General features: G+C 73.2%; 24 protein-coding genes. 13 read left to right on the top strand and 11 right to left on the bottom strand.

Features of this window, described 5'->3' with window-relative positions:
* Positions 1–7: 7 nt before the first annotated feature.
* On the bottom strand, positions 8–841 hold the full coding sequence (locus tag BBH68_RS20240) for a TetR/AcrR family transcriptional regulator (protein WP_245738148.1): 834 nt from the start codon (positions 839–841) through the stop codon (positions 8–10).
* Positions 842–952: 111 nt separating this feature from the next.
* Positions 953–1,882 carry an AurF N-oxygenase family protein gene (locus tag BBH68_RS20245; protein ID WP_245738150.1) on the bottom strand — a complete coding sequence of 310 codons (930 nt, stop codon included), beginning with the start codon at positions 1,880–1,882 and terminating at the stop codon, positions 953–955.
* Between the two features lie 154 nt (positions 1,883–2,036).
* On the opposite strand from BBH68_RS20245, the gene BBH68_RS20250 reads away from it, so the two are divergent.
* The gene (locus BBH68_RS20250) at positions 2,037–2,966 is read left to right on the top strand and encodes an ADP-ribosylglycohydrolase family protein (RefSeq protein ID WP_079151098.1); all 930 of its coding nucleotides are present in this window, start codon (positions 2,037–2,039) and stop codon (positions 2,964–2,966) included.
* 23 nt (positions 2,967–2,989) lie between these two features.
* Here the strand turns inward: BBH68_RS20250 and BBH68_RS20255 are convergent, their stop codons facing one another.
* Together BBH68_RS20255 and BBH68_RS20260 are read right to left on the bottom strand one after the other, a co-directional pair.
* Positions 2,990–3,694, bottom strand: a complete 705-nt coding sequence (locus BBH68_RS20255) for a hypothetical protein (RefSeq protein ID WP_065964512.1) — start codon at positions 3,692–3,694, stop codon at positions 2,990–2,992.
* 90 nt (positions 3,695–3,784) lie between these two features.
* Positions 3,785–4,663, bottom strand: a complete 879-nt coding sequence (locus tag BBH68_RS20260; protein WP_065964515.1) for a helix-turn-helix transcriptional regulator — start codon at positions 4,661–4,663, stop codon at positions 3,785–3,787.
* Positions 4,664–4,798: 135 nt separating this feature from the next.
* Here BBH68_RS20260 and BBH68_RS20265 point away from each other — a divergent pair, with 135 nt between their 5' ends.
* The 6 genes from BBH68_RS20265 (at position 4,799) to BBH68_RS20290 (ending at position 8,478) form a co-directional block, all read left to right on the top strand.
* Positions 4,799–5,230, top strand: a complete 432-nt coding sequence (locus BBH68_RS20265; RefSeq protein ID WP_065964517.1) for a hypothetical protein — start codon at positions 4,799–4,801, stop codon at positions 5,228–5,230.
* A 31-nt stretch (positions 5,231–5,261) separates the two neighbouring features.
* On the top strand, positions 5,262–5,786 hold the full coding sequence (locus BBH68_RS20270) for an RNA polymerase sigma factor (RefSeq protein WP_065964519.1): 525 nt from the start codon (positions 5,262–5,264) through the stop codon (positions 5,784–5,786).
* On the top strand, positions 5,783–6,412 hold the full coding sequence (locus tag BBH68_RS20275; protein ID WP_065964520.1) for a hypothetical protein: 630 nt from the start codon (positions 5,783–5,785) through the stop codon (positions 6,410–6,412). Before BBH68_RS20270 ends, BBH68_RS20275 begins: the two co-directional genes overlap by 4 nt.
* Before the next feature lie 71 nt (positions 6,413–6,483).
* Positions 6,484–7,284: a MerR family transcriptional regulator gene (locus BBH68_RS20280; protein WP_245738152.1), complete on the top strand. Its 801-nt coding sequence runs from the start codon at positions 6,484–6,486 to the stop codon at positions 7,282–7,284.
* The gene (locus BBH68_RS20285) at positions 7,281–7,883 is read left to right on the top strand and encodes a GyrI-like domain-containing protein (RefSeq protein WP_079151099.1); all 603 of its coding nucleotides are present in this window, start codon (positions 7,281–7,283) and stop codon (positions 7,881–7,883) included. The genes BBH68_RS20280 and BBH68_RS20285 overlap by 4 nt, the downstream gene beginning before the upstream one ends.
* 82 nt (positions 7,884–7,965) lie before the next feature.
* Positions 7,966–8,478 (top strand): GNAT family N-acetyltransferase, encoded by a 513-nt coding sequence (locus tag BBH68_RS20290; RefSeq protein ID WP_065964524.1) that lies wholly within the window; start codon positions 7,966–7,968, stop codon positions 8,476–8,478.
* A 96-nt stretch (positions 8,479–8,574) separates the two neighbouring features.
* Here BBH68_RS20290 and BBH68_RS20295 read toward each other — a convergent pair whose 3' ends face one another.
* Complete coding sequence (locus BBH68_RS20295) at positions 8,575–9,531, bottom strand: LysR family transcriptional regulator (RefSeq protein WP_245738154.1); 957 nt, start codon at positions 9,529–9,531, stop codon at positions 8,575–8,577.
* 102 nt (positions 9,532–9,633) lie between these two features.
* On the opposite strand from BBH68_RS20295, the gene BBH68_RS20300 reads away from it, so the two are divergent.
* Positions 9,634–10,851 (top strand): MFS transporter, encoded by a 1,218-nt coding sequence (locus tag BBH68_RS20300; protein ID WP_079151100.1) that lies wholly within the window; start codon positions 9,634–9,636, stop codon positions 10,849–10,851.
* A 62-nt stretch (positions 10,852–10,913) separates the two neighbouring features.
* Here the strand turns inward: BBH68_RS20300 and BBH68_RS20305 are convergent, their stop codons facing one another.
* Positions 10,914–11,702 (bottom strand): thioesterase II family protein, encoded by a 789-nt coding sequence (locus BBH68_RS20305; RefSeq protein WP_065964525.1) that lies wholly within the window; start codon positions 11,700–11,702, stop codon positions 10,914–10,916.
* A gap of 195 nt (positions 11,703–11,897) precedes the next feature.
* Between BBH68_RS20305 and BBH68_RS20310 the strand changes: the two genes are divergently transcribed.
* Positions 11,898–12,164, top strand: coding sequence for a hypothetical protein (locus BBH68_RS20310; protein WP_065964527.1), 267 nt, complete (start codon positions 11,898–11,900; stop codon positions 12,162–12,164).
* A 62-nt stretch (positions 12,165–12,226) separates the two neighbouring features.
* Here the strand turns inward: BBH68_RS20310 and BBH68_RS20315 are convergent, their stop codons facing one another.
* Complete coding sequence (locus tag BBH68_RS20315) at positions 12,227–14,614, bottom strand: MFS transporter (RefSeq protein WP_079151101.1); 2,388 nt, start codon at positions 14,612–14,614, stop codon at positions 12,227–12,229.
* Between the two features lie 156 nt (positions 14,615–14,770).
* On the opposite strand from BBH68_RS20315, the gene BBH68_RS20320 reads away from it, so the two are divergent.
* The 3 genes from BBH68_RS20320 to BBH68_RS20330 are packed head-to-tail and all read left to right on the top strand — an operon-like array spanning position 14,771 to position 16,319.
* A complete protein-coding gene (locus BBH68_RS20320; RefSeq protein WP_079151110.1) occupies positions 14,771–15,349 on the top strand; it encodes a MarR family winged helix-turn-helix transcriptional regulator in 579 nt (192 codons plus the stop codon).
* Between the two features lie 30 nt (positions 15,350–15,379).
* Positions 15,380–15,787 (top strand): DUF427 domain-containing protein, encoded by a 408-nt coding sequence (locus tag BBH68_RS20325; protein WP_065964530.1) that lies wholly within the window; start codon positions 15,380–15,382, stop codon positions 15,785–15,787.
* A gap of 37 nt (positions 15,788–15,824) precedes the next feature.
* Entirely contained in the window at positions 15,825–16,319 is a 495-nt protein-coding gene (locus BBH68_RS20330; RefSeq protein WP_065964532.1) for a hypothetical protein, read from the top strand.
* Here the strand turns inward: BBH68_RS20330 and BBH68_RS20335 are convergent.
* The 3 genes from BBH68_RS20335 to BBH68_RS20345 form a co-directional block, all read right to left on the bottom strand.
* On the bottom strand, positions 16,288–16,512 hold the full coding sequence (locus BBH68_RS20335; protein ID WP_065964534.1) for a hypothetical protein: 225 nt from the start codon (positions 16,510–16,512) through the stop codon (positions 16,288–16,290). The two genes, BBH68_RS20330 and BBH68_RS20335, sit on opposite strands and share 32 nt — an antisense overlap.
* A gap of 189 nt (positions 16,513–16,701) precedes the next feature.
* Complete coding sequence (locus BBH68_RS20340) at positions 16,702–17,370, bottom strand: lytic polysaccharide monooxygenase auxiliary activity family 9 protein (protein WP_065964535.1); 669 nt, start codon at positions 17,368–17,370, stop codon at positions 16,702–16,704.
* Positions 17,371–17,542: 172 nt separating this feature from the next.
* On the bottom strand, positions 17,543–18,406 hold the full coding sequence (locus tag BBH68_RS20345) for an SCO4651 family lipoprotein (protein WP_065964536.1): 864 nt from the start codon (positions 18,404–18,406) through the stop codon (positions 17,543–17,545).
* 183 nt (positions 18,407–18,589) lie between these two features.
* Here BBH68_RS20345 and BBH68_RS20350 point away from each other — a divergent pair, with 183 nt between their 5' ends.
* Positions 18,590–19,015 (top strand): SRPBCC family protein, encoded by a 426-nt coding sequence (locus BBH68_RS20350; protein WP_065964538.1) that lies wholly within the window; start codon positions 18,590–18,592, stop codon positions 19,013–19,015.
* A gap of 98 nt (positions 19,016–19,113) precedes the next feature.
* On the opposite strand, the gene BBH68_RS20355 is transcribed toward BBH68_RS20350, so the two are convergent.
* On the bottom strand, positions 19,114–20,325 hold the full coding sequence (locus BBH68_RS20355) for an aminotransferase class V-fold PLP-dependent enzyme (RefSeq protein WP_065964541.1): 1,212 nt from the start codon (positions 20,323–20,325) through the stop codon (positions 19,114–19,116).
* Positions 20,326–20,333: the final 8 nt, after the last annotated feature.

The following is a 20,333-nucleotide window of genomic DNA, read 5'->3' on the forward strand; positions in this document are numbered from 1 at the left end:
AGCGGCGTCACAGCAGGTGGGAGGCGTCGCCGAGCACCGGCAGCAGACGCCGCGCCAGCGCCCCCACCTGGCCCTCCGCGGTCTCCAGCGCCAGTGCCGCCCGCAGCACCCGCGCCGTTCGCGGGTCGCCCGCGGCGGTGGCGGCCATCAGCGCGACGAAGTGGTCGACGAGCCAGTCGCGCAGCTCGGCCACCGGCGGCTGCTTCTCCTCGTCCAGCCACATCAGCGAGGCGGCCTCGACCGCGGTGATCCACGTGCGCACCATCATCCGCAGCCGCGGGCCCGGTTCCGCCACCTCCAGGTGGAGCAGGATCTGATCGGCCGCGGCCCGCCGCACCTCGTCCACGATCGCGTTGGTCCGCGAGGTCTCCGCGACGCTGCCGCTCTGCAACAGCGCGCTGAACCCCGCGGCGTGCTCGTCCACGAACGCGAGATAGCGGTCGAGACCCCGGCGCAGCCGTACGGTGAGCGGGCCGCTCCGCGGCTCGGCGAAGCACAGCTCCAGCTCGTCGGCGGCGCTGCGCAGCGCGGCCTCGTACAACTGCTGCTTGCCGCCGGGGAAGTAGCGGTAGACCAGCGGGCGGGAGGCCCCGGCGGCGGTGGCCACATCGTCCAGCGAGACGTCCTCCGGCGCGCGGTGGGCGAACAGCGTGAGCGCGGCGGCGATCAGCTGCGCGCGCCGCTCCTCCACGCTCAGCCTGCGGTAGGCGCCGCGGCGCGCGGGGCGCGTGGCGGCGCCCGCCGCGGTGGCGGCCACCGGCGCGGCGGGTGCCGCGGGGGACGCCACGGCGCGGGTCGCTGCCGCCGGCTGCGCCGGGGCGGTGCCGCTGCCTGTCGTCATGCCTGGCAGCGTAACCGGCCCTGCGTTCGGTTTGCTCCCAGGGGCCCGCGCACCCTCGCTCCCGGCGGCGGCGTGCCGCTTCGGCCACTCCCCGGCAGGCCCGCCCCGCGGCTACGCCAGCAGGCCGGAGCTCTGCCACAACCGGCGCCCCGCGCCGCGCAGCACGCCGATGTCGTCGAGGAAGTCCGTCAGCCGCTTCGCGCCCGCCCGCATCACCTCGCGCCGGTGGCCGCTCGCCCGCACCTGCTCGACCGCCGCCCGCCGGTCGAGCCCCACCTCCGTGTACACGCGCGGGTTGACGAAGGCGCGCGCGAAGATCCGGGCGAACTCGCCCGAGCCGATCCGGGTCAGCTCCGCCTCCCAGCGCGGCGCCGACACCATCTGGCGGCGCAACTCCTCGCGCGCGTACCGCACATGCCGCGCCTCCTCCACGACATGGATCCGGGTGACCCCGCGCACCAGCGGCTGGACCCGCTCGTCGGGGAAGGTCAGCCGCTGCATCCAGTCCAGGACCTCCTCGCCGAGGAGGGTCGCGGTGAACGAGCCGGGGGTCGTGGAGACCGTCTTGAAGAAGCGGCCGAGGTTGTGGTGCAGCCGGGCGGGCGGGTAGGCGGGGGTGCCGCCCTTGGCGATCAGCCGGGCGAACATCTTCGAGTGGCGGCACTCGTCGGCGATTTCGGTGAGCGCGTAGCGCACATGCGCGCTGGTCGCGGGCTTGTCGTAGATATGGCGGGTGAGCAGCTGGATCAGGATGACCTCGAACCATATGCCGAGCGAGGCCAGCGCCGCCGCCTCGTGCCGCGACAGCAGCACGCGCTGCTCCTCGGACATCCGCCGCCACATGGGCGTGTCGTAGAGGGAGACCAGCTCCGGCGGCCAGAACCACTTGCCCGGCTCGTACGGCGCGTCCCAGTCGAGTTCGGTGTCCGGGTCGAAGGAGTGCCGGGCGGAGGACTTCAGCAGCCGCTCGGCCACCGCCTCGCGGTCCTTGAGCGGCCCGAGCGCGTCGCGCGGCGCGGTGGGCCGGATGGTCGTCGTCATGCTTGGCACCTCGGTCATGGCGGGGCCGCCGGGGGGTTACCGGCGGATACATCTTATGAGACGACGTGTCAGCAAGCGCGTCAATCCCCCGCGTACGACCGCCCGACCCGCACCCGGGAAAACCGCGATGCGCACACCTCCCCCCACTGGCACGATGCCCACCATGACCGCGACCCCCGTCCCGAACCCCTCGGCCGCCCGCCGCAGCATGGAGGCCCTCGCCCTCGGCGACGCCTTCGGCGAGCGCTGGTTCCCGCTCTTCCGCGACCGCCGGCGGGCGCACGCCGAGATCCGGGCGCGGGCGGTCCCGGAGGAGTCGCCGTGGCCCTGGACGGACGACACGGCGATGGCGCTCGGCGTGCTGAGCGTGCTGGGCGACCACGGGCGGATCGACCAGACCCGCCTGGCCCGGACCCTGGCCGACACCTTCCTGTCCGACCCCGGCCGCGGCTACGGCAGCGGCATGCACGAACTCCTGCCCTCGCTCGCCGCCGCCCCCGCCTCCTGGCCCACCGCCACCCGCGCCCTCTTCCGCGGCGAGGGCAGCCTCGGCAACGGCGCGGCGATGCGGGTCGCCCCGCTCGGCGCCTGGTTCAGCGCGGACCCGGACCACGCCGCCGAACAGGCCCGCCGCTCGGCCGAGGTCACCCACGCCCACCCCCAGGGCATCGCCGGCGCGATAGCGGTCGCCGTCGCCGCGGCCCTCACCGCCCGCCGCGCCCCCATCCCCGACCTCCTGCGCGAGGTCGCCGACCGCACCCCGCCCGGCCCGGTCCACGACGGTCTCACCCACGCCACCTCCCTGCCCCCCGCCACCACCCCACGCCAAGCCGCCGACCTGCTGGGCAGCGGCCGCCGCATCCGCGCCGACGACACCGTCCCCTTCGCCCTGTGGTGCGCCGCCCGCCACCAGGACGACCTGATCGCCGCCCTGTGGATCACGGCGGAGGGCCTCGGCGACGTCGACACCACCTGCGCCATCGTGGGCGGCGTCGTCGGAGCCGCCACCGGCGTGTCGGCCGTCCCCCCGTCCTGGCTCGACCGCCGCGAACCCCTGCCCGCGTGGGTGGCGGCGCTGCCCTGACGCACGGGATGGAGAGGGCCTGTTTACGGGATGGAGAGGGGCCTGCCGCCCAGGCCGCCCACCTTGTCGAGCAGGCCACCCGCGTTTCCGAGCTTGTCCAGGCCCGGCAGCTTGTCCAGGCCGGGAAGCTTGTCCAGCTGATTCAGGGGGGACAGCGCGGGTGCCTGGGGCGAGAGGCCATCGTCGATCCGCAGGTCGAACTGTGCCCACGCCTTGTCGGTCATCCTCGGGTCGGTGGTGCCGGGCTGGGCGTCGTTGAGCAGCTCGGCCGTCTGCTGCAGAGGCCGGCCGGGAGCGAGGAAGTAGTCCCTGTCCACCTCGCCCTTCTTGCCCATCGTCTGCGCGGTCTCGCCCTCGAACAGCACTCCGTGGACGTGGACATTGACCTGGTTCTCCCGGGCGCCGGCCAGGTTGGAGTTCTGCGCCGGGCTCACATACCGGTAGGTGACGTACCACTCGACGCGCATGGACTCGCCGCAGCGGTCGACGTACTGGCGCTCCAGGGGCGGCGTGTCCAGGACGAGCGTCAGGTCGATCGGGTGGTTCATCATCGGGCAGTCGACGTAGCTGCCGCCGCCCTTGTAGTCGGCGGACCACAGGCTGAGCGTCCCGGCCACATGCCCGGGCGTGGCGGCCGGTGCGGGGGCCGCCGAGGCGGTTCCGACTGTCGCCGTGCAGAGGCCGAACAGGATGGCGGTACAGGCTGTCAGCAGACGCGGTCGACGCACGGCGAACTCCGATCACTCCAACGCCAGGACAACCACCTTGAGCGATTCACGGGGGAGGGAAGAGCTGTACGCGGCGGGGATGCGATGGATTCACCCGATTGACGGGCTTGGTGCGAGGGGGCCGGACGTGGACCCCGGCGCGCGCAGAGCCTTGGTCGTGAACTCGTCGAGCGGGTAGAACAGCTCGATCGCCAGCTCGGAGAGCGTCACATCCGCCGGCGCCCCGAACGTGGCCATCGTGCTGAACATCGACAGCTCGCCCATCGGGGTGCGCACCCGCAGCGGCACCTGGAAGGGGCCAGGCCGCGTGGCCGGGGTGTCGGGACCGGGGCCGGGGGCGAGGGCCGGGGCCGGAGCCGGGGCGTCCTCGGGCGGGGGCGCGGGCGCCGGGTAGTCGCGCACCTCCTCGTACAGCGCCCGCAGCTCCGCGTCGCCGGTGGCGTCGGCCTGGCGGCGCAGCCGTTGGAGGGCGAGGGCGCGGAACTGGCCGAGGTTGACCAGGCGGGGGGCCAGGCCGTCGGGGTGGAGGGTCAGGCGGTAGACGTTGGGGCGGGAGTCCAGCAGATGGGGCGGTACGCCGTCGGTCAGGACCGCCATGGCGCGGTTGCCCGTGACCACGTTCCACAGCCGGTCCACCACGACGGCCGGATACGGCTCGTGGGCGGACAGCATCGTGTCGAGCGCGGCGCGTACGGACGCCATCTCCTCGTCGTCCAGGCTGCTCTCCCGGTACGCCGGGGCGTAGTCGGCGGCCAGCAGAAGCGTGTTGCGCTCGCGCAGGGGCACGTCCAGGGCGGTGGACAGGCGCAGCACCATCGCCCGGCTGGGGCGGGCGCGTCCGGTCTCCACGCAGGACAGGTGGCGCGCGGAGGTGTCCGCGAGCAGCGCGAGTTCGAGCTGGCTGAGCCTGCGGCGCCGGCGCCACTCCCGGAGCAGGGCGCCGACCCGGGAGGGCTGGTCCACATCCATGGGCCCGAGCCTGGCCGCGGGCGGATCAGCGCGGCCATGACCTCGGAGGTCATTGAGTCCATGACCGCGCGATGTCACGGTTTCCGCACACCAGGGGCCGGGCCGGGCCCGGCCACGCACACGGAGGGGACCCGTATGAGCATTCAGGCCACGCACCACTCCACGACCGCGACCCCGGACCTGCTGCGCACCAGCCTGCGCGTGGACAGCTGGGCCACCGCCGCCTTCGGGGCCGTCATGCTGGCCGGGGCCACGTGGCTCAGGGATCCGCTGGGGCTGCCGGTGGCCCTGTCGGTCGTGCTCGGGATCGTCATGCTGGCCGGGGGCGCCGTGCTCGCGCTGATCGCCAGGTATCCGCGGATCCCGGTGGGGGCGGCGGCGGCCGTGGTCGTGGTCAACTCCCTGTCCTGCCTGGGGATGGTGGCGCTGGCCTGCACGGACGTGGTGGCGCTCACCGGGTTCGGGCGGGCGTTCATGGTCGTCGGGGCGGTGGCGGTCGCGGTGTTCGGCGAGTTGGAGTTCGTGGGCCTGCGGCGGGCGCGGCGCATGAGTGGCCGGCCCGCGTAAGGATCCGAGGGGCCCGGGACATAGAGCGGGTGTGGAGAAGATACACACGGGGGACGAGCGCGGGCGCTCGGCTCGGTTCACCGACCTGTACGCCCGCGAACACCCACGCGTCGTCGCCTTCGTGCACCGGCGGGTGGGCGTTCGCGGCGCGGCCGAGGAACTGGCCGCGGAGGTGTTCCGCATCGCGTGGGAGCACACCCTCACCAAGGAAGGCGAGGTCACGGCCGGCTGGCTGTTCGTCACCGCCCGCAATCTCGTACGCAACCACTACCGCGCCGAGGCCCGCCTGAGCGAGTTGCACCGGCGGATCACGGACGAGCTGGGCCGCGCGGCGGCGACCGGCCAGGACTCAGCGGTGCTCGACACGCTCGACCGGCTGCCCGCCCACCACCGCGAGGTGCTGGTGCTGAGCTACTGGGACGGGCTGAGCGCGGCCGAGGCCGGCGCGGTACTGGGGTGTGGTGCCCCGGCGGTGTGGGTGCGGCTGCACCGCGCCCGCAAAGCGTTCCGTGACCTGTACCGGACCCCGGCCCCCTCGACCATGGAGTCAGCATGATCCGCGTGAAGTCCCTGATCCAGCAGGCCAATCCGGTCCCGGACCCGGCCTCGGACCCGGCCCAGCACACGACCCCGGCCACCCCGGGAGCGCCGGCCCGGTGGCGGGCGCGCCGCGCCGGGCTGGCCCTGGGCGGGCTCGCCGCCCTCGCCGCCGCCGTCGTCGCCGTACCCGCGGTGTTCGGCCCCGGGGGCGAGGGGTCCGGCGGCGACCCCGCCCCGCCACCCGCCGCCGACGAGCCGTACTACACGACCACCGCGGACCTGGAGCGGTCCGCCGACCTGATCGTCCGCGCGCGCCTCGACGCCACCCGCGAGACCGAGGAGGACGGGATCCAGGAAACCGTCGCCACGGTGAGCGTGGCGGCCACCGCCCGGGGCGAGACCCCCGACCGCACCCTCCAGGTGTCGTACCCCGCCCCCGGGAGCGGGCAGCCCGACGGGCCGGGGCTCACCGTCTCGCACGAGTACGTCCTGCTCCTGGACCGCACGGACGACGGCGGCTACACCCTGGTGAACACCGACCAGGGCTACTACGGCATCGACGCCGGCCACGCCGAGGCCGGCCCCGACAACGACGTGGCCCTCAGCGGCGGGGTGCTGGCGGCGCTCGGCCTGAAGCGGTGAGGACCGACGGCGGTAACGGCTCGAGGTGACGGCTGGACTCTCCCCCCGTGGGAGAGGCCATGCTGAGGCGCGTGAACGACGACGACCCGCTGTCCATCGGACAGTTCGCCCGCCTGGTGCGACTCAGCGTGAAACAGCTGCGCCACTACGCCGACCTCGGCCTGCTGCCACCCGCCTGGGTGGACCCCGACACCGGATACCGGTACTACCGCGCGCACCAGGCGCGGGACGCCATGTCCATCGGTCTGCTGCGCTCGCTCGACGTGCCGCTGACCGCCATCAAGGACGTGCTCTCCGGGCAGGACCCCGCCCGCGCCCTGGGCGACGTACGCGACCGGCTCGACGACGAACTCGCCCGGCGCCGCCGGTCCCTCGCCGCCCTGGAGCGGATCCTGGCGCGCGGGCTGCCCACCGCCGAGGTGACGCTGTGGCGGGAGGAGCCGCAACGGGCGGCCGTCGTCCGCGATGTGGCCGACTCGCCGCAGGACATCGGGCGGGTCACGAGCGCGGGTATGCGCAGGCTGCTGGAGCTGGCGGGGCCGCCGGGGGAGGGCGTCCGGCTGATCGGGCTCTTCCCGGCCGACCTGGGCGAGTACGTCCCGATCACCCTCGCGGCCACGCTCCCCGACGGCCGCCCCGCGCCGCCCGGCACCACCCTGGACCTGCTCCCCGGCGGCACGTTCGCCCGGGCGGTCCACACGGGCCCGTACGACCAGATCTCCCTGACCGCCCACGCCCTCCTGGCCTGGTGCGTCGAACGCGGCCACACCGCCGCCGGACCCATCCGGGAGGTCTACATCGACGACCCCGCCACCACGGCCCCCGACGACCTGGTCACCCATCTGCTGATCCCCCTGGAGGAGACGTCGTGAATCCCACCGACCCCGGGTACACCGACGCCGGGCACACCGACCCCGGGCACACCGACGCCTGGTACACCGCCGCCGACACGCCCGAGCTCGCCACCTTCGGACCGGTCCACGTCCTGTGCGCGAGCGGGCGGGGCGAACCGGGCGGGGCCGAGTACGGCGTCAGTGTCGCGGCCCTGTACGCCGTCGCCGGCGCGCTGCCCACGCCCCACCTGGCGCCGCTGGAGGGCCGCTGGTGGGTGGAGGACTCCCGCCCGTACCTGGACGTGCCGCGTGACCAGTGGCACTGGCACCTGTTCCTCCGGCTGCCGGACGACCTGGATCCGGCCGCCGTCGACCGAGCCCGCGAAACCGCCCGGCCGTCGGGCGCGGCGGTGGACCGGGTGCAGCGGGTCGTCCTCACCGAGGGGCAGTGCGTGCAGATGACCCACCACGGCCACTACGCCGACGAGCCCGCGTCCCTCGCCCTGCTGGACGCATACATGGCCGAGCGGGGCCTGGCGCGGGCCGGCACGCACCACGAGATCTATCTCTCCGACGTCCGCGAGACCGACCCGGCGAAGATGCGCACGATCCTGCGGCAGCCCGTACGCCCCGCCTGAGGCCCGTGCGTCCCGCCTGACGCGCGCGCGTCCCGCGTGAGGTCCGTGTGTTCCCGGGAGGCCTCGGGAGGATGATGGACGCGTGCGGATACGACAGAGCACCATCGAAGAGCTTCCCGTGCTGCAGGACATCGAGCGGGCCGCGGGCCTGTGCTTCCGGGACATCGGCATGGACGAGATCGCCGACGACGAGCCGCTGAGCCTGGAGGAGCTGGCCGGGTACCAGCGCGCCGGACGGGCGTGGGTCGCGGTGAACGGCGACGACCGGGCCGTGGCCTATCTGATCACCGACCCGGTGGACGGCAACATGCACATCGAACAGGTCTCCGTGCACCCCGACAGCGCCCGGCGCGGCCTCGGCCGGGCGCTGATCGAACACGCGGCGGGGCGGGCGGCCGCCGAGGGCGCGCGGGCGCTGACGCTGACCACGTTCGTCGACGTGGCCTGGAACGCCCCCTACTACGCGGCGCGGTGCGGCTTCCGGACCCTGCGAGAGGACGAACTCACCCCCGGACTGCGGGAGATCCGGCGGCACGAGGCCGCGCACGGGCTGGACCGCTGGCCGAGGGTGTGCATGCGGCGCGACCTGGGCTGACGGCCCCCGCCCCAGCGGATTTGCGGTGAGTATGGGACAGCGACACGCCGTTGTGTCGGCGTGTCGCTGTCCCATACTCACCGCAAATCCCGCTGATCATCCGGAGGCGTACAGCTCGGCCACGGCCCGGCCGAACGCCCGTACCCGCGCGGTGTCCCCGCCCCGCCGCCACACCAGCCCGAGGGCCGAGTCCGGCAGGCCCTCGACCGGTACGAAGGCGATGTCGCGGCGGCCGTGGAGCGCGGCGGTGGGCGCGCACAGCAGCATCGCCCCCCGGCCCGCCGCCGTCGCCACCAGGCCCTCCTGGAGGGTGGACACGCGCGGGCCGCGCGGGACCGGACGGCCGCCGGGGGTGGCGGCGGGCGCCATGACGTCCCGCCAGTAGCGCGGCGCGGGCTCGCCGGGCCCGATGACCGCGCAGCCGGCCAGCTCCTCGGCCCCGACCACCGCGCCGGTGGCGGCCCGTCGCGCGAGCGGATGCCGGGCGGACACCGCGAGCGTCAGCGGCTGACGGGAGAAGACCGGGCCGAGGGCGAGGTCGGGTTCGGCCATCGGCAGGCAGACGATCGCGGCGTCCACCTCGCCGCCGCGCACCGCGCCGAACGGGTCCGCCAGCGGGATTTCCACGGTCTCCAGCTCACAACCGGGGTGCCGGTCCCGGAAGGCGGCGACCGCGTCCATCACCCGCTCGTCGGCGGTCCCCTGGAAGCCGATCCGCAGGAGACCGTCGAGCCCCCGCGCGGCGTCGCGCGCCGCCGCGAGGGCGCCGTGCAGCGAGGCGTACGCGGGCTGTACGTCGGCCAGGAACCGCTCGCCGAGCGGGGTCAGCCGCACCCGGCGGCTGGTGCGCTCCAGCAGCCGGGCGCCGATGCGCCCCTCGAGCGAGCGCAGGAGTTGGCTCACCCGGCTCTGGGACACGTACAGCCGCTCCGCCGCCCGGCCGAAGTGCAACTCCTCGCTGAGCGCCAGGAAACACTCCACCTCGCGGATGTCCAGACCGCCCGTCCCCAGCCCCACCCCCGCACTCGTCCTCAACCCTGCGCTCGTCCTCACCCTCCGGCCGCCTCCTCGCTCACGTGCGTCGATAAGCCCGGCTCATAAAAGGGTGAGCACTTCGCCGTTGTTCCCGCCCGGGACCGGCTGTTCGCTTGAGACATGTCCAACACCACGGAACTCACCACCCCGGAAGGCATGTCCGGGTCCGGATCCGTGCGCTCGCCGCTCAGGAACTGGCTCGCCGTCGCCGCCATGGCGCTCGGCACCTTCTCCGTCGTCACCAGCGAAATGCTGCCGGTCGGCCTGCTCACCTCGATCGGCTCGGCGCTCGAGGTCTCCGACGGCACCGTCGGCCTGGCCATGACGGTGCCCGCCCTCGTCGCCGCCGTCGCCGCGCCCCTGCTGACCGTCACCGTCGGCCGGCTCGACCGGCGGCTGCTGCTCATCGGCCTGATGGGGCTGCTGGCCGCCGCCAACGTGGCCTCGGCGCTCGCGCCCGGCTTCGCCGTCCTGCTGTCCGCCCGGGTCCTGGTGGGGGTGAGCATGGGCGGGGTGTGGTCCCTCGCGGCCGGCGTGGCCGCGCGGCTGGTGCCGGAGAAGTCCGTCGGCCGCGCCACGTCCGTCGTCTTCAGCGGCATCGCCGTGGCGTCCGTCCTCGGCGTGCCGGCCGGGACGCTCATCGGCGATCTGACGCACTGGCGTGTCGCGTTCGCGGTGGTGGGCGCGGTGTCGCTGGCCGTCGCGGCCGCCATGGCCCTCACCCTGCCGCCGCTGCCCGCCGAGCGGACCATCCGGCTGGGCGAGGTGCCCGGCCTGTTCCGCAACGCCCGGCTGCGCACCGCGCTGATCACCACCCTGCTGCTGGTGACCGGCCACTTCGGCGCGTACACCTACGTACGCCCGGTGCTGGAGGACGTCGCGGGCGTCGGCGCCGGGCTGATCAGCACGCTGCTGCTCGCGTACGGCGTGGCGGGCATCGCCGGGAACTTCCTGGCCGGCGCCACCGCCCACCGCGATCCGCGCCGCACCCTCGTGGTCATCTTCGTCCTGCTGGCCGCCGCCGAACTGCTGGTCCCGGTGTTCGGCGGGACGACGCCGGGGGCCACGGTGCTGCTGGTGGTGTGGGGGCTGGCGTACGGAGGGGTGTCGGTCACCTCGCAGACGTGGGTACTGCAGGCGGTGCCGGAGGCACGCGAGGCGGCCTCGGCGCTGCTCGTCGGGGTGTTCAACGTGGGGATCTCGCTGGGCGCGCTGCTCGGCGGCCGGGCGGCGGACGGGATCGCCGTGTCGAGCGTGATGTGGTTCGGGGGCACGCTCGTGGCGCTGGCCCTGGTGACCCTCGTGGTCGCGCGCCCACGGCGAGCGCGCCCACGGTGAGGCGGGACCCGGGCCCGGGCCCGGGACGCGGCGGGGCGTCGCCGCGTCCCGGGCAGCCGGTCTCAGGAGCGGTTCGCCGGCAGCAGCCGCTCCGAGATCATCTCGAGGACGTGGGGCACGTGGTCGTTGAGGAAGAAGTGCCCGCCGCTGAGCACCGTGAGGTCCATTTCCCCGGTGGTGTGGTTCGCCCAGTCGCGCACCTCCTCGAGCGTCGCCCTCGGGTCGGCGTCCCCCGTCAGCGCGGTGATCGGGCAGCTGATCCGCCGCCCGGGCTCGCAGCGGTAGGACTCGATGGCGCGGTAGTCGCTGCGGATGGCCGGCAGCGCCATGCGCAGCAGCTCCTCGTTCTCCAGCACCTCGCCACTGGTCCCGTTCAGCAGGCGCAGCTCCCGCAGCACCCCCGCGTCGTCGCGTACGTGCACGGACTCCTCGCGCACCCGGGACGGCGCCCGCCGCCCGGAGACGAACAGCCTGACGGGCTTCACCCCCCGCTCCTCCAGGCGCAGCGCCACCTCGTACGAGAGCGTGGCGCCCATGCTGTGGCCGAACAGCGCGAGCGGCTTGTCGTTCAGCCCGCCCGGTCCCTCCTGCCCGCCCAGGTCCTCCAGGGCGCCGACGATGGCGTCGGCGAGCTTGCCTATGTCGTCGATGCACGGCTCACGGTGCCGGTCCTGGCGGCCGGGGTACTGGATCGCGAGCACCTCGATTAAGGGCGCCAGCGCCTTCGCCACCGGGAAGAAGTAGCTGGCCGACCCCCCGGCGTACGGCAGGCACACCAGCCGTACCGCGCTGTCCGGGGACTTCTCGTACCGCCTGATCCACGCCTCCGCGTCCGCCGCGATGCTCGTCATCGTCCTGTGCTTCCTTCCTCTACCCCTGCCGGTTCCGGGGAAGGTGCGGTCCCGGCCTGTCGCCAACACCCTCGCACAGCCGCCTGATTCCGGGCTTGCTTCGCCCAACTCGGGGAGTGGACCTTGCCGCCTCGGTGAAGACCAGGTCCGCAGGTGAGACCCTGATACCAGGGGGCTCGTCTTCCGGAGTGTCCGATGGCAGTGAGCATGCACGTGGTCTGGAGCACGGCCGAGCCGGGACGCGTCATCTACCAGACGCACGCGATCGAAACGATCACCGACGGCGAAGGCGTCCACGCGACGGTCAACAGCCACACCTATGAGGTCCCCCTCCACAGCCGCGCCGAGGCGGAGTCGATCGCGGAGGAGGAAGGGTACGAGCTGTTCAGGAAGGGGGAGGCCTGGGAGAGCCTCCCGGAGGAGGAGAGCCTTCCGGCAGAGGAGGGCGCCATGGAGGAGTAGCGCTTCCGGGATGGGCGCCGGGCGCTGAGCGCGCCGGCGCCCGGGTTCGGCTTCGGGCTCCCTCAGCCGTGACTCAGCAGGAAGTCGACGTCCCGCGCCTCACCGCCCCCGGCGCCGCCGAGCGTGACCGGGGCGGTCGCCGGTGCGTAACCGCCGGCGACCACGGTGTAGCGCTCGCCGGTGAGCCCCTCGAAGCGGAACGCACCGTCCGCGCCGGTCACACACTGCCCGACGACATCGCCGGCCGCGTCCAGCAGCGTCACCCGCGCGTCCTCCACCGGTCGCCCGCCCCGGGCGCGCACGGTGCCGCCCACGTTGGCCGCGGGCCGCAGCTCGGCGTCGATCCGCGGCGGCTGCCCCTGGCCGGTGACCTCCAGCGGCGTGGCGTGCGGACGGTGGCCCTCGGCGGCGAGGGTGAGGGTGTACGAGCCGGGGGCCAGCTCGGGCAGCGCGAAGGCGCCCTGCTCGTCGGCGGTGGCCGTGGCGGCGACCGCGCCGTCGGGGCCGGTCGCGGTGGCCGTGGCCCCCGCCAGCGGCTCTCCGCCGAGCGCGCGCACGGTGCCGGCCGGCCCGCCGCCCCCGGCCAGACGTATGTCGCAGGTGACGGGGGCGTCGGACACCAGCAGCGTGGCCGCCTGCGGCCGGCGGCCGGGAGCCGAGCCGATCAGGACGAAGCTCCCGGCACCGGGCACGGCGAGCGAGTACCGGCCGTCGGGGCCGCTGATCGTACGGCCGAGCTGGCGGCCGGTGTTGTCGATCAGGGTGACGGCGGCATCCGGCAGCGGGGCGTCGCCGTGGCCGAGCACCCGGCCCTGGACGCCGCCGCCGATGAGCGGCGCGGCGGCGGGCTCCGGGTCGGCGGGCGCGGAGGCCTGCGTCGGCTCGGCGGGCGAGGCGGGCGCAGAGGACCGCGTGGCCTCCGGGGCCTCCGGGGCCTCCGGGGCCTTCGTGGGCCCGGCGACCTGACCCGAGGCACTCCGCGATGCCGGCGGCTGGGCCGTCAGCGGCGCACGGCGCGGGTTGGGCAGGAAGAGCGCGATCAGCAGACCCACCGCGGCGGCCCCGCACGCCACGGCGAACGAGGTCTTGAACCCGTCCATGTTCGGCAGCTCCAGCGGACCGAGGGCCGTGGTCCGGTGCGCGAGGATCACCCCGACCACCGCGCTGGAGGTGGACATGCCGATCGACCGCATCAGGGTGTTCAGCCCGTTCGCCGCGCCCGTCTCCGCGGCCGGCACGGCGCTGATGATGAGGGTCGGCATCGCCGAGTACGCGATGCCGACGCCGACCCCGAGCGCGGTCGAGAGCACGACGACCTGCCAGACGTGGTCCATCATCACGATGCCGCCGCCGTACGTCCCGCCGATCACGACGAGCCCCAGCATCAGCGAGACCTTCGGCCCGCTCGTGGCGTTGATGCGCGCCGACAGCGGCGAGACCAGCATCATCGCCACGCCCATCGGCGCGACGAGCAGACCCGCCATGACCATGGACTGGCCGAGGCCGTAGCCGGTGGCCTTCGGCAGCTGGAGCAGCTGGGGGAGGATCAGCGACATCGCGTAGAAGGAGAACCCGACCATGATCGAGGCGAGGTTCGTCAGCAGCACCTGGCGGCGCGCGGTGGTCCGCAGGTCCACCAGCGGCTCGGCGGTCCGCAGCTCGACGAACCCCCAGACCACCAGGATCACCGCGGCCGCGCCGAACAGCCCGAGGGTGGTGCCGCTCGACCAGCCCCAGTCGCCGCCCTTGGTGATGGGCAGCAGCAGACACACCAGCCCGGCCGAGAGCCCGAGCGCCCCGACGGCGTCGAAGCGGCTGGGGGTGCGTACGGAGGACTCGGGGACGACGATCAGCACGAGGGCGACCGCGAGCGCGCCGAGCCCGGCGGCCCCGTAGAACAGCACGTGCCAGTTGGTGTGCTGGGCGACGAACGCGGCGGCCGGCAGGCCGAAGGCGCCGCCGATGCCCAGCGAGGAACTCATCAGGGCCATCGCGGAGCCCAGCTTCCTCGGCGGCAGCTCGTCGCGCATGATGCTGATGCCGAGCGGTATCGCGCCCATCGCGCCGCCCTGGATGGCCCGGCCGATCACCATGACCACCAGCTCGGAGGTGACGGCGCACACCAGCGAGCCGACGACCAGCAGCCCGAGCGCCACCACCAGCATCCTGCGCTTGCCGAACATGTCGCCGAGCCGCCCCATGACCGGGGTGGACACGGCGCCCGCGAGGAGCGTGGCGGTGATCACCCAGGAGGCGTTGGAGCTGGAGGTGTGCAGCAGTTGCGGCAGCTCGCCCACCAGCGGGACGACGAGCGTCTGCATCACCGAGACGGCGATGCCGCAGAACGCGAGCACGGCCACGAAACCGCCGCCGACCTCGCGCGGGGGCGTTCGGTCGGGCGGTGCGGCGCTCAGGGGCTCGACGCGGGCTGCTGGGGCTGACGGGGACATTCGGCTGCCGCCTCCAAGCGGGTGTCCTGGGCGTATGAAGGGGATAAGAATCGGTGAGATGTGCATCCTACACAGGGTGTGTATCGTGCACATTTCCCAGGGTGAGCGGCCGGGCGACGAGGAGGAAGCGTGCTGGAGAGGCTGGAACGCGAGCTGATGCTGGTGGCCAGGTGCACTCTGCTCACGCCACGGGACCGCAAGGGGCAAGGCGGGCAGGGCGGGCAGGCTGGTCAGCGCGGCCAGGGCGGGCAGGGCAGCCACGGTGCTCAGGCCGGCCAGGGCGGGCAGGGCGCGGGCGGCCGGCTCGACCGCTCCGCGTACCTCCTCCTCTCCTACCTGGACACCGCCGGCCCGATGTCCATCGGCGGGCTCGCCGATGCCTTCGGCCTCGACGTCTCGACCGTCAACCGGCAGACCGGCGCCCTGCTCCGCGCGGGCCTGCTCGAACGCATCCCGGACCCCCAGGGCGGACTCGCGCGCAAACTGCGCGCCACCACCCTCGGCGCCGACGCCCTCGCCGCCGACCGGGAGCGCCGCCGCGCGGGGCTGGCGCGGGTGCTCGCCGACTGGACACCCGAGGAGGTGGCGCGGTTCGAGGAGGCGCTGACCCGGTTCAACCGCGAGGTGGAGGCGGACGAGGGACGCTCCTGGCCGCGCCCGGAGGAGGGCGTACGGGAGGACGTACGGGAGGTGTGCGACGCAGGGGAGGAATCCGCGGCCCGGAAGACGCGTTGACGCAAGAACGAGCTCCCGCAGGAGGTTCCCATGACGCCCCATTCCCCCGGCACCAGCACCGGCACCGGCACGGGCACCGGCGCCCACCGCGTGGAGGTGGTCCCCGGCACGCAGCACGTCACGGTCACGATCGACGGCCGGGTGGTCGCCGAGTCGCGCCGCCCGCTGCTCCTCTTCGAGACCGGTCTGCCCGTCCGCTACTACCTGCCCCCGCAGGACGTGGACCTGTCCCTCTTCGAGCCGACCGACACCCACACCACCTGCCCCTTCAAGGGCGAGGCGGCGTACTGGACGTACCGGGGCACGGAGGGCGGCGGCGGCCCGCGGCCCGATGTGGTGTGGGCCTACCCGGACCCGCTCGACACGGTCGCCGAGATCAAGGACCACCTGTCGTTCTACGACACCGTTGCCGACATCTCGGTGAAGGACACCGACTGAGCGAAGCGGATGGCGCGGCGGCGGGAACAGCTGTCGCGTGCACATCCACGCGTACTCCTGGCTGGGCGAGAAGGAGCTGTTCGACCGGGACGCGGCCCGCCGCCTCCCGGACCGTCCCAGACCACCCGTCACCCCGGAGGAGCAGGAGCACCACCGGCAGCTCGTCGAGGCCTTCAGGCGCTCGGATCTGCCCCCGATGGAGACCGCCCACTGGCTGCTGAAGTCGCCCCGCCTCATCCGCCGGACCTTCGAGGAGCCGAAGGACGCCGCCGCGTGGCTGGGCGGCCGGCTCACCGAGCACGCCCCGGGCTTCCACTCCCAGCAGGAGGCCAACACGGCCCGGCTGGCCCGCCTGGTCGCCTCGGCAGCGGACACGCTGGCCCACGGGGGAGACGTGTCCGTCGGCTTCTACGTCGGCCGGACGTCCTTCCTGTCCCTGGCCCTGGTGGCGTGCTCGCCGAATCGTTTCGCCCCCGGGGTGCCGTGCCCCCGGGCGTCGGTCAACGGTCGCCCTGCCGGACCTCCGCGCTGACGAGCGCGGGCCGTATGGGGTCGACGACGACGGTCTGCCACCCCTGTCCGTGCTCCGCCTTCCCCTCGGTGCGGAGCCCCGTGCCGTCCTGGCTGCCGCAGACGGCCACGGTCAGGGCGGCCGCCGTGACCAGGGTGAGGGCCGTGATCTGCGCCGCGTGGGCACGGCATTCGGCGAGGCTGAGAGCACGCATGGCGGATCTCCTGCGGGCGGTCGAAGAAGGTCGATCGGTACGACAACCACCCTCGCCCCGCCCGCTGCCGCGCCGCTGCCGCCCGGCTAACGCTCCGCTAACGCCCCCGCCGGGAGTGTCCGTGTCCGGCGGGGGCCGTGGCGCACTGCTGCTGGTGGTGCTGGTGGTGCCTGAGGCCGCGCGGGCGGCTCAGGAGAAGGTCACGTCACTGCACAGGAAGTACGTCTGGTCCATGTGCGAGGCCTGCCAGATGGTGTAGAGGACGTGGCGCCCGGTGTAGCCCGACGTGCTGACGTCGATCGAGTAGTTCTGGCTGGGGGCGTACTTGCCGGTCTTGGCGACCAGTTGCAGGTCGCTCCACTTCAGCGGCTGGGTGGTGGGGTCGTAGCCCTGGCGGGTGACGTAGATCAGGAAGTAGTCCGCGCCATGGCTGGCCTGGTCGTACAGCTTGACCGTGAACTTGCTGCCGATGGCCGTGGTCTTCCAGGCGCCCACCGTGTCCAGGGAGTTGTAGCGGCCGCCCTCGGTGTGGCCGCCGCTGCACAGCTGGCCGTCGGGGACGACGGCGGGGAAGTTGCCGGCGGAGCCGTTGCGGTACAGGCCGTTCCAGTTCCACATGGCGTTCGGGTTGTCCTGCCACGCCTGCCAGCACATGGGGTCTTTCTGTGCCATCTCGGGGTTCTGGAAGTCGCTGCCCCAGCGCAGCCAGCAGCCGTAGTTGCGGGAGGCGGGGTCGATGACCGAGCCGTGGGCGGAGGCGGTGCCGGTCCACGGGATCAGGCAGAGCAGCGCCGCGGACAGCAGACCGAGGGCGCGGCGCGCCCAACGTAAGGCATTGCTGTGATCATGACAACTCATCGCGATCTCCGTCGTCCGTGGGGGGATTGCGCCGATGGGATGGGAGCCGCAATGGGAGCGCTCCCATTGCGGTGAAGGTGCCCAGCGGAACGGAGCTGAAACCTGGAGCGGCCAGCGGCCCGCCACACTCCTGGCGGGCCGCTGGCCGCTTCGTGATCGCCCCTGGGACGGGTCAGCCGGTCTTTCCGGCGAGGCCGGTGGCCTTGTCCGTCAGGTCGGCGGTCTGGCCGGCCGGGGGCGCTTCGGCGTCGACCTCGGTGCCGAAGTCGGAGAACTCGATGCGGGTGCGCACCTTCGCCTTCCGCGGGGCGTCCCCGCTGTCCGACTGGCCGGTGGGCGCCTTGATGGTCATGTCGACCTGCTGGCGGCGGATGCGGCCCTTGTCGTCCAGCCACAGATCCATCGGCAGGGTGGGACCGACCTGCCGCTTCAGCTTCTCTCCGGTGGAGAGCTTGTCGACATCGACGGTGACCCGGTAGTGGGTGGTGTTGACGCCGCCGATCTTCTCCGTGCCGAGCTTCCGGGTGTCCTTGTCGGTGATGCCCTTGGCGAACGCCGCGGACTCCGCCGGGTCGCTGATCTGATTGCCGCCCTGCCCGTTCTGCTGGGCGGCGGCCTTCTTCAGGTCGATCTTGACCCACGGCTTCTTGCCCGGTATCCGGGCCCGCTGCCGCTCGGGGACCTTCTGGTAGATGACCTGGTCGACGACGCGCTGCTCGATCTTCTGGCCGCCGGCGGTGAGGGTCATGGTGCTCTCGCCGTCCGACAGGTCGATGACGCCCTTACCGGCCGCGGTGGCGCTCTGCCCGGCGGCCGAGGTCTCGGTCCGCAGCGTCATGCGGGCCGTGTCGGCCTCGGCGGTCCTGTCGAACGCGGCACGGACGGCCGAACCCTCGTCGCCCCCGCTGCTCGACGTGGTCCCGCCGGCCTTGCGCTCGGGCTCGTCGTCGCTTCCGCACGCCGTCAGCACGGTGCACGCCAGGAGACACGCGACACCGGCCGCCGTGGCCCGACCACCACTCGGTAACTGAGCCATGGATCCTCAACTCCTCCTTCGACGACTGGTTCACCGACAGGGGCGGCAACCGCGCCCCGGTGTCGAGTGCCCCGCATCTCGCCGAACACCCCTCCGAGTCATTCGGGGAAGCGGGGGTAAGCGCAGGAACACCCGACCCACAGGAACACGCAGAACACAGACACACGCAGAGGAGCCGAGACCTTGTCGTCTTCCCTGGTGGAAACCGTGGACGTCAACGCGCCTGTCGAGCTGAGCTGGGCGCTGTGGAGCGATGTGACGAAGTGGCCGTCATTCCTGAGCCACGTGGAGCGTGTCGATCCGCTCGACGGGCGCTGCTTCACGTGGTGGCTGTCGCTGCCCGGCGCGGACAAGTACTTCACCGCGGAACTGACCGAGGTCATCGAGGAGGAGCGGATCGCCTGGAAGACCGTGGCCGGTGTCCATCACGCGGGCGTGGTCACGTTTCACCGGCTGAGCGACACCACCAGCCGGGTCACGCTCCAGATCGAGTACGACCCCCAGGGCTTCGTGGAACACCTCGGTGCCCTGACCAATCTCGACAAGGCCCTGACCAACTACGACCTGGGCCAGTTCCAGCGCCTGGCCGAGGAACTGGCCGCGCAGTAGCCCCCGCGGCCCGCCCCGGTGAGGAGGTCGGCCGGGGGTGAGCGCCGGCCGCCCTCCGCACCGGGGCGGGCCTCAGGCGAAGGTCTCACGCCAAGGCTTCATGCGAACACCCCCGCCGTCCTCCCGGCGGCCCTCCCCGAGGTCAGCGCTTCGAGCGCCGAGCAGAGCCGCTCCACCTCCTCCTCCGTGTTGTAGTAGTGCACGGAGACGCGGAGCAGCCGGGAAAGCCCCCTGAGCTGCATGTCGTGGCATGCGGCGTTGTCCAGGCACACCCAGGTGTTGATGCCGCGCCGCAGCAACTCCGCCCGGACGTCGAAGGGGTCGAGGTCCCGAAAGGTGACGGCCACGTTGCCGCACCGCTCCACCCCCCGGTCCTCCACCCGCACCCCGGGCACCGCGGCCAGCCGCTCGCGCAGCCCGGCCGCGAGGTGGCGGACACGCCGCCATGTACGCTCCACCCCCCACTGGAGCGCGTAGTCGACCGCCACCCCGAGGCCGATCCGGGCGGCGGCGTCGACCTCCCACGTCTCGAAGCGCGGCGCACCCGGGGCGAGATGGTACGTACCGGAATGCCAGCTGACCCCGTCGAGACCGAGCACCGCCGGGGTGAGCCGGCTCGCCACCGCCTGACGTACGTACAGGAAGCCGGTGCCGCGCGGCCCACGCAGGAACTTGCGTCCGCTGCCGACCAGCAGATCACACCCGATGCGCCGGACATCCACCGGCAGATGCCCGGCCGACTGGCACGCGTCCACGATGAACAGCGCACCGGACCCGCGGGCCAGCGCGCCGACCTCGGCCACCGGATTGACGAGCCCGTCGTGCATCGGGACGTGCGCCATCGCTATGAGCTTGACCCGCTCGTCGAGCCGGTTCTCCAGCTCCGCGACGTCCACCAGCCCGTTGGCGTCGAGAGGTAAGAACTCCAGCGACACCCCGAGCCGTTCGGCGAGATGCACCAGCAGGATGTGATTGCTGCCGTATTCGACGGGCGAGGCCAGAATGCGGTCACCCGCCCGGAAGGGAATGCCGGCCACGGCCATGCCCCAGGCCCGGGTGGCGCTGTCCAATATGGCGATTTCCTGGCGCTTCGCATTGATCAGTGCCGCGATGGCCTCGTGTGCGTGGTCGATGGAGTCCTGAGCCCGCTCGGCGGCCTCGTACGCGCCGATTCTGCTTTCCAGCTCCAGGTGCTGGGTCATCGCCGCGGTCACCACGCGCGGTGTGAGACTGGCGCCCGCGTTGTTCAAATGCACGACATGCGCCACGCCCGGCGTATCGGCGCGGGCCTTTGCAAGATCGAATTCCATCGGGACTC

The sequence above is a fragment of the Streptomyces sparsogenes genome (assembly GCF_001704635.1).
Lineage (GTDB): Bacteria > Actinomycetota > Actinomycetes > Streptomycetales > Streptomycetaceae > Streptomyces > Streptomyces sparsogenes.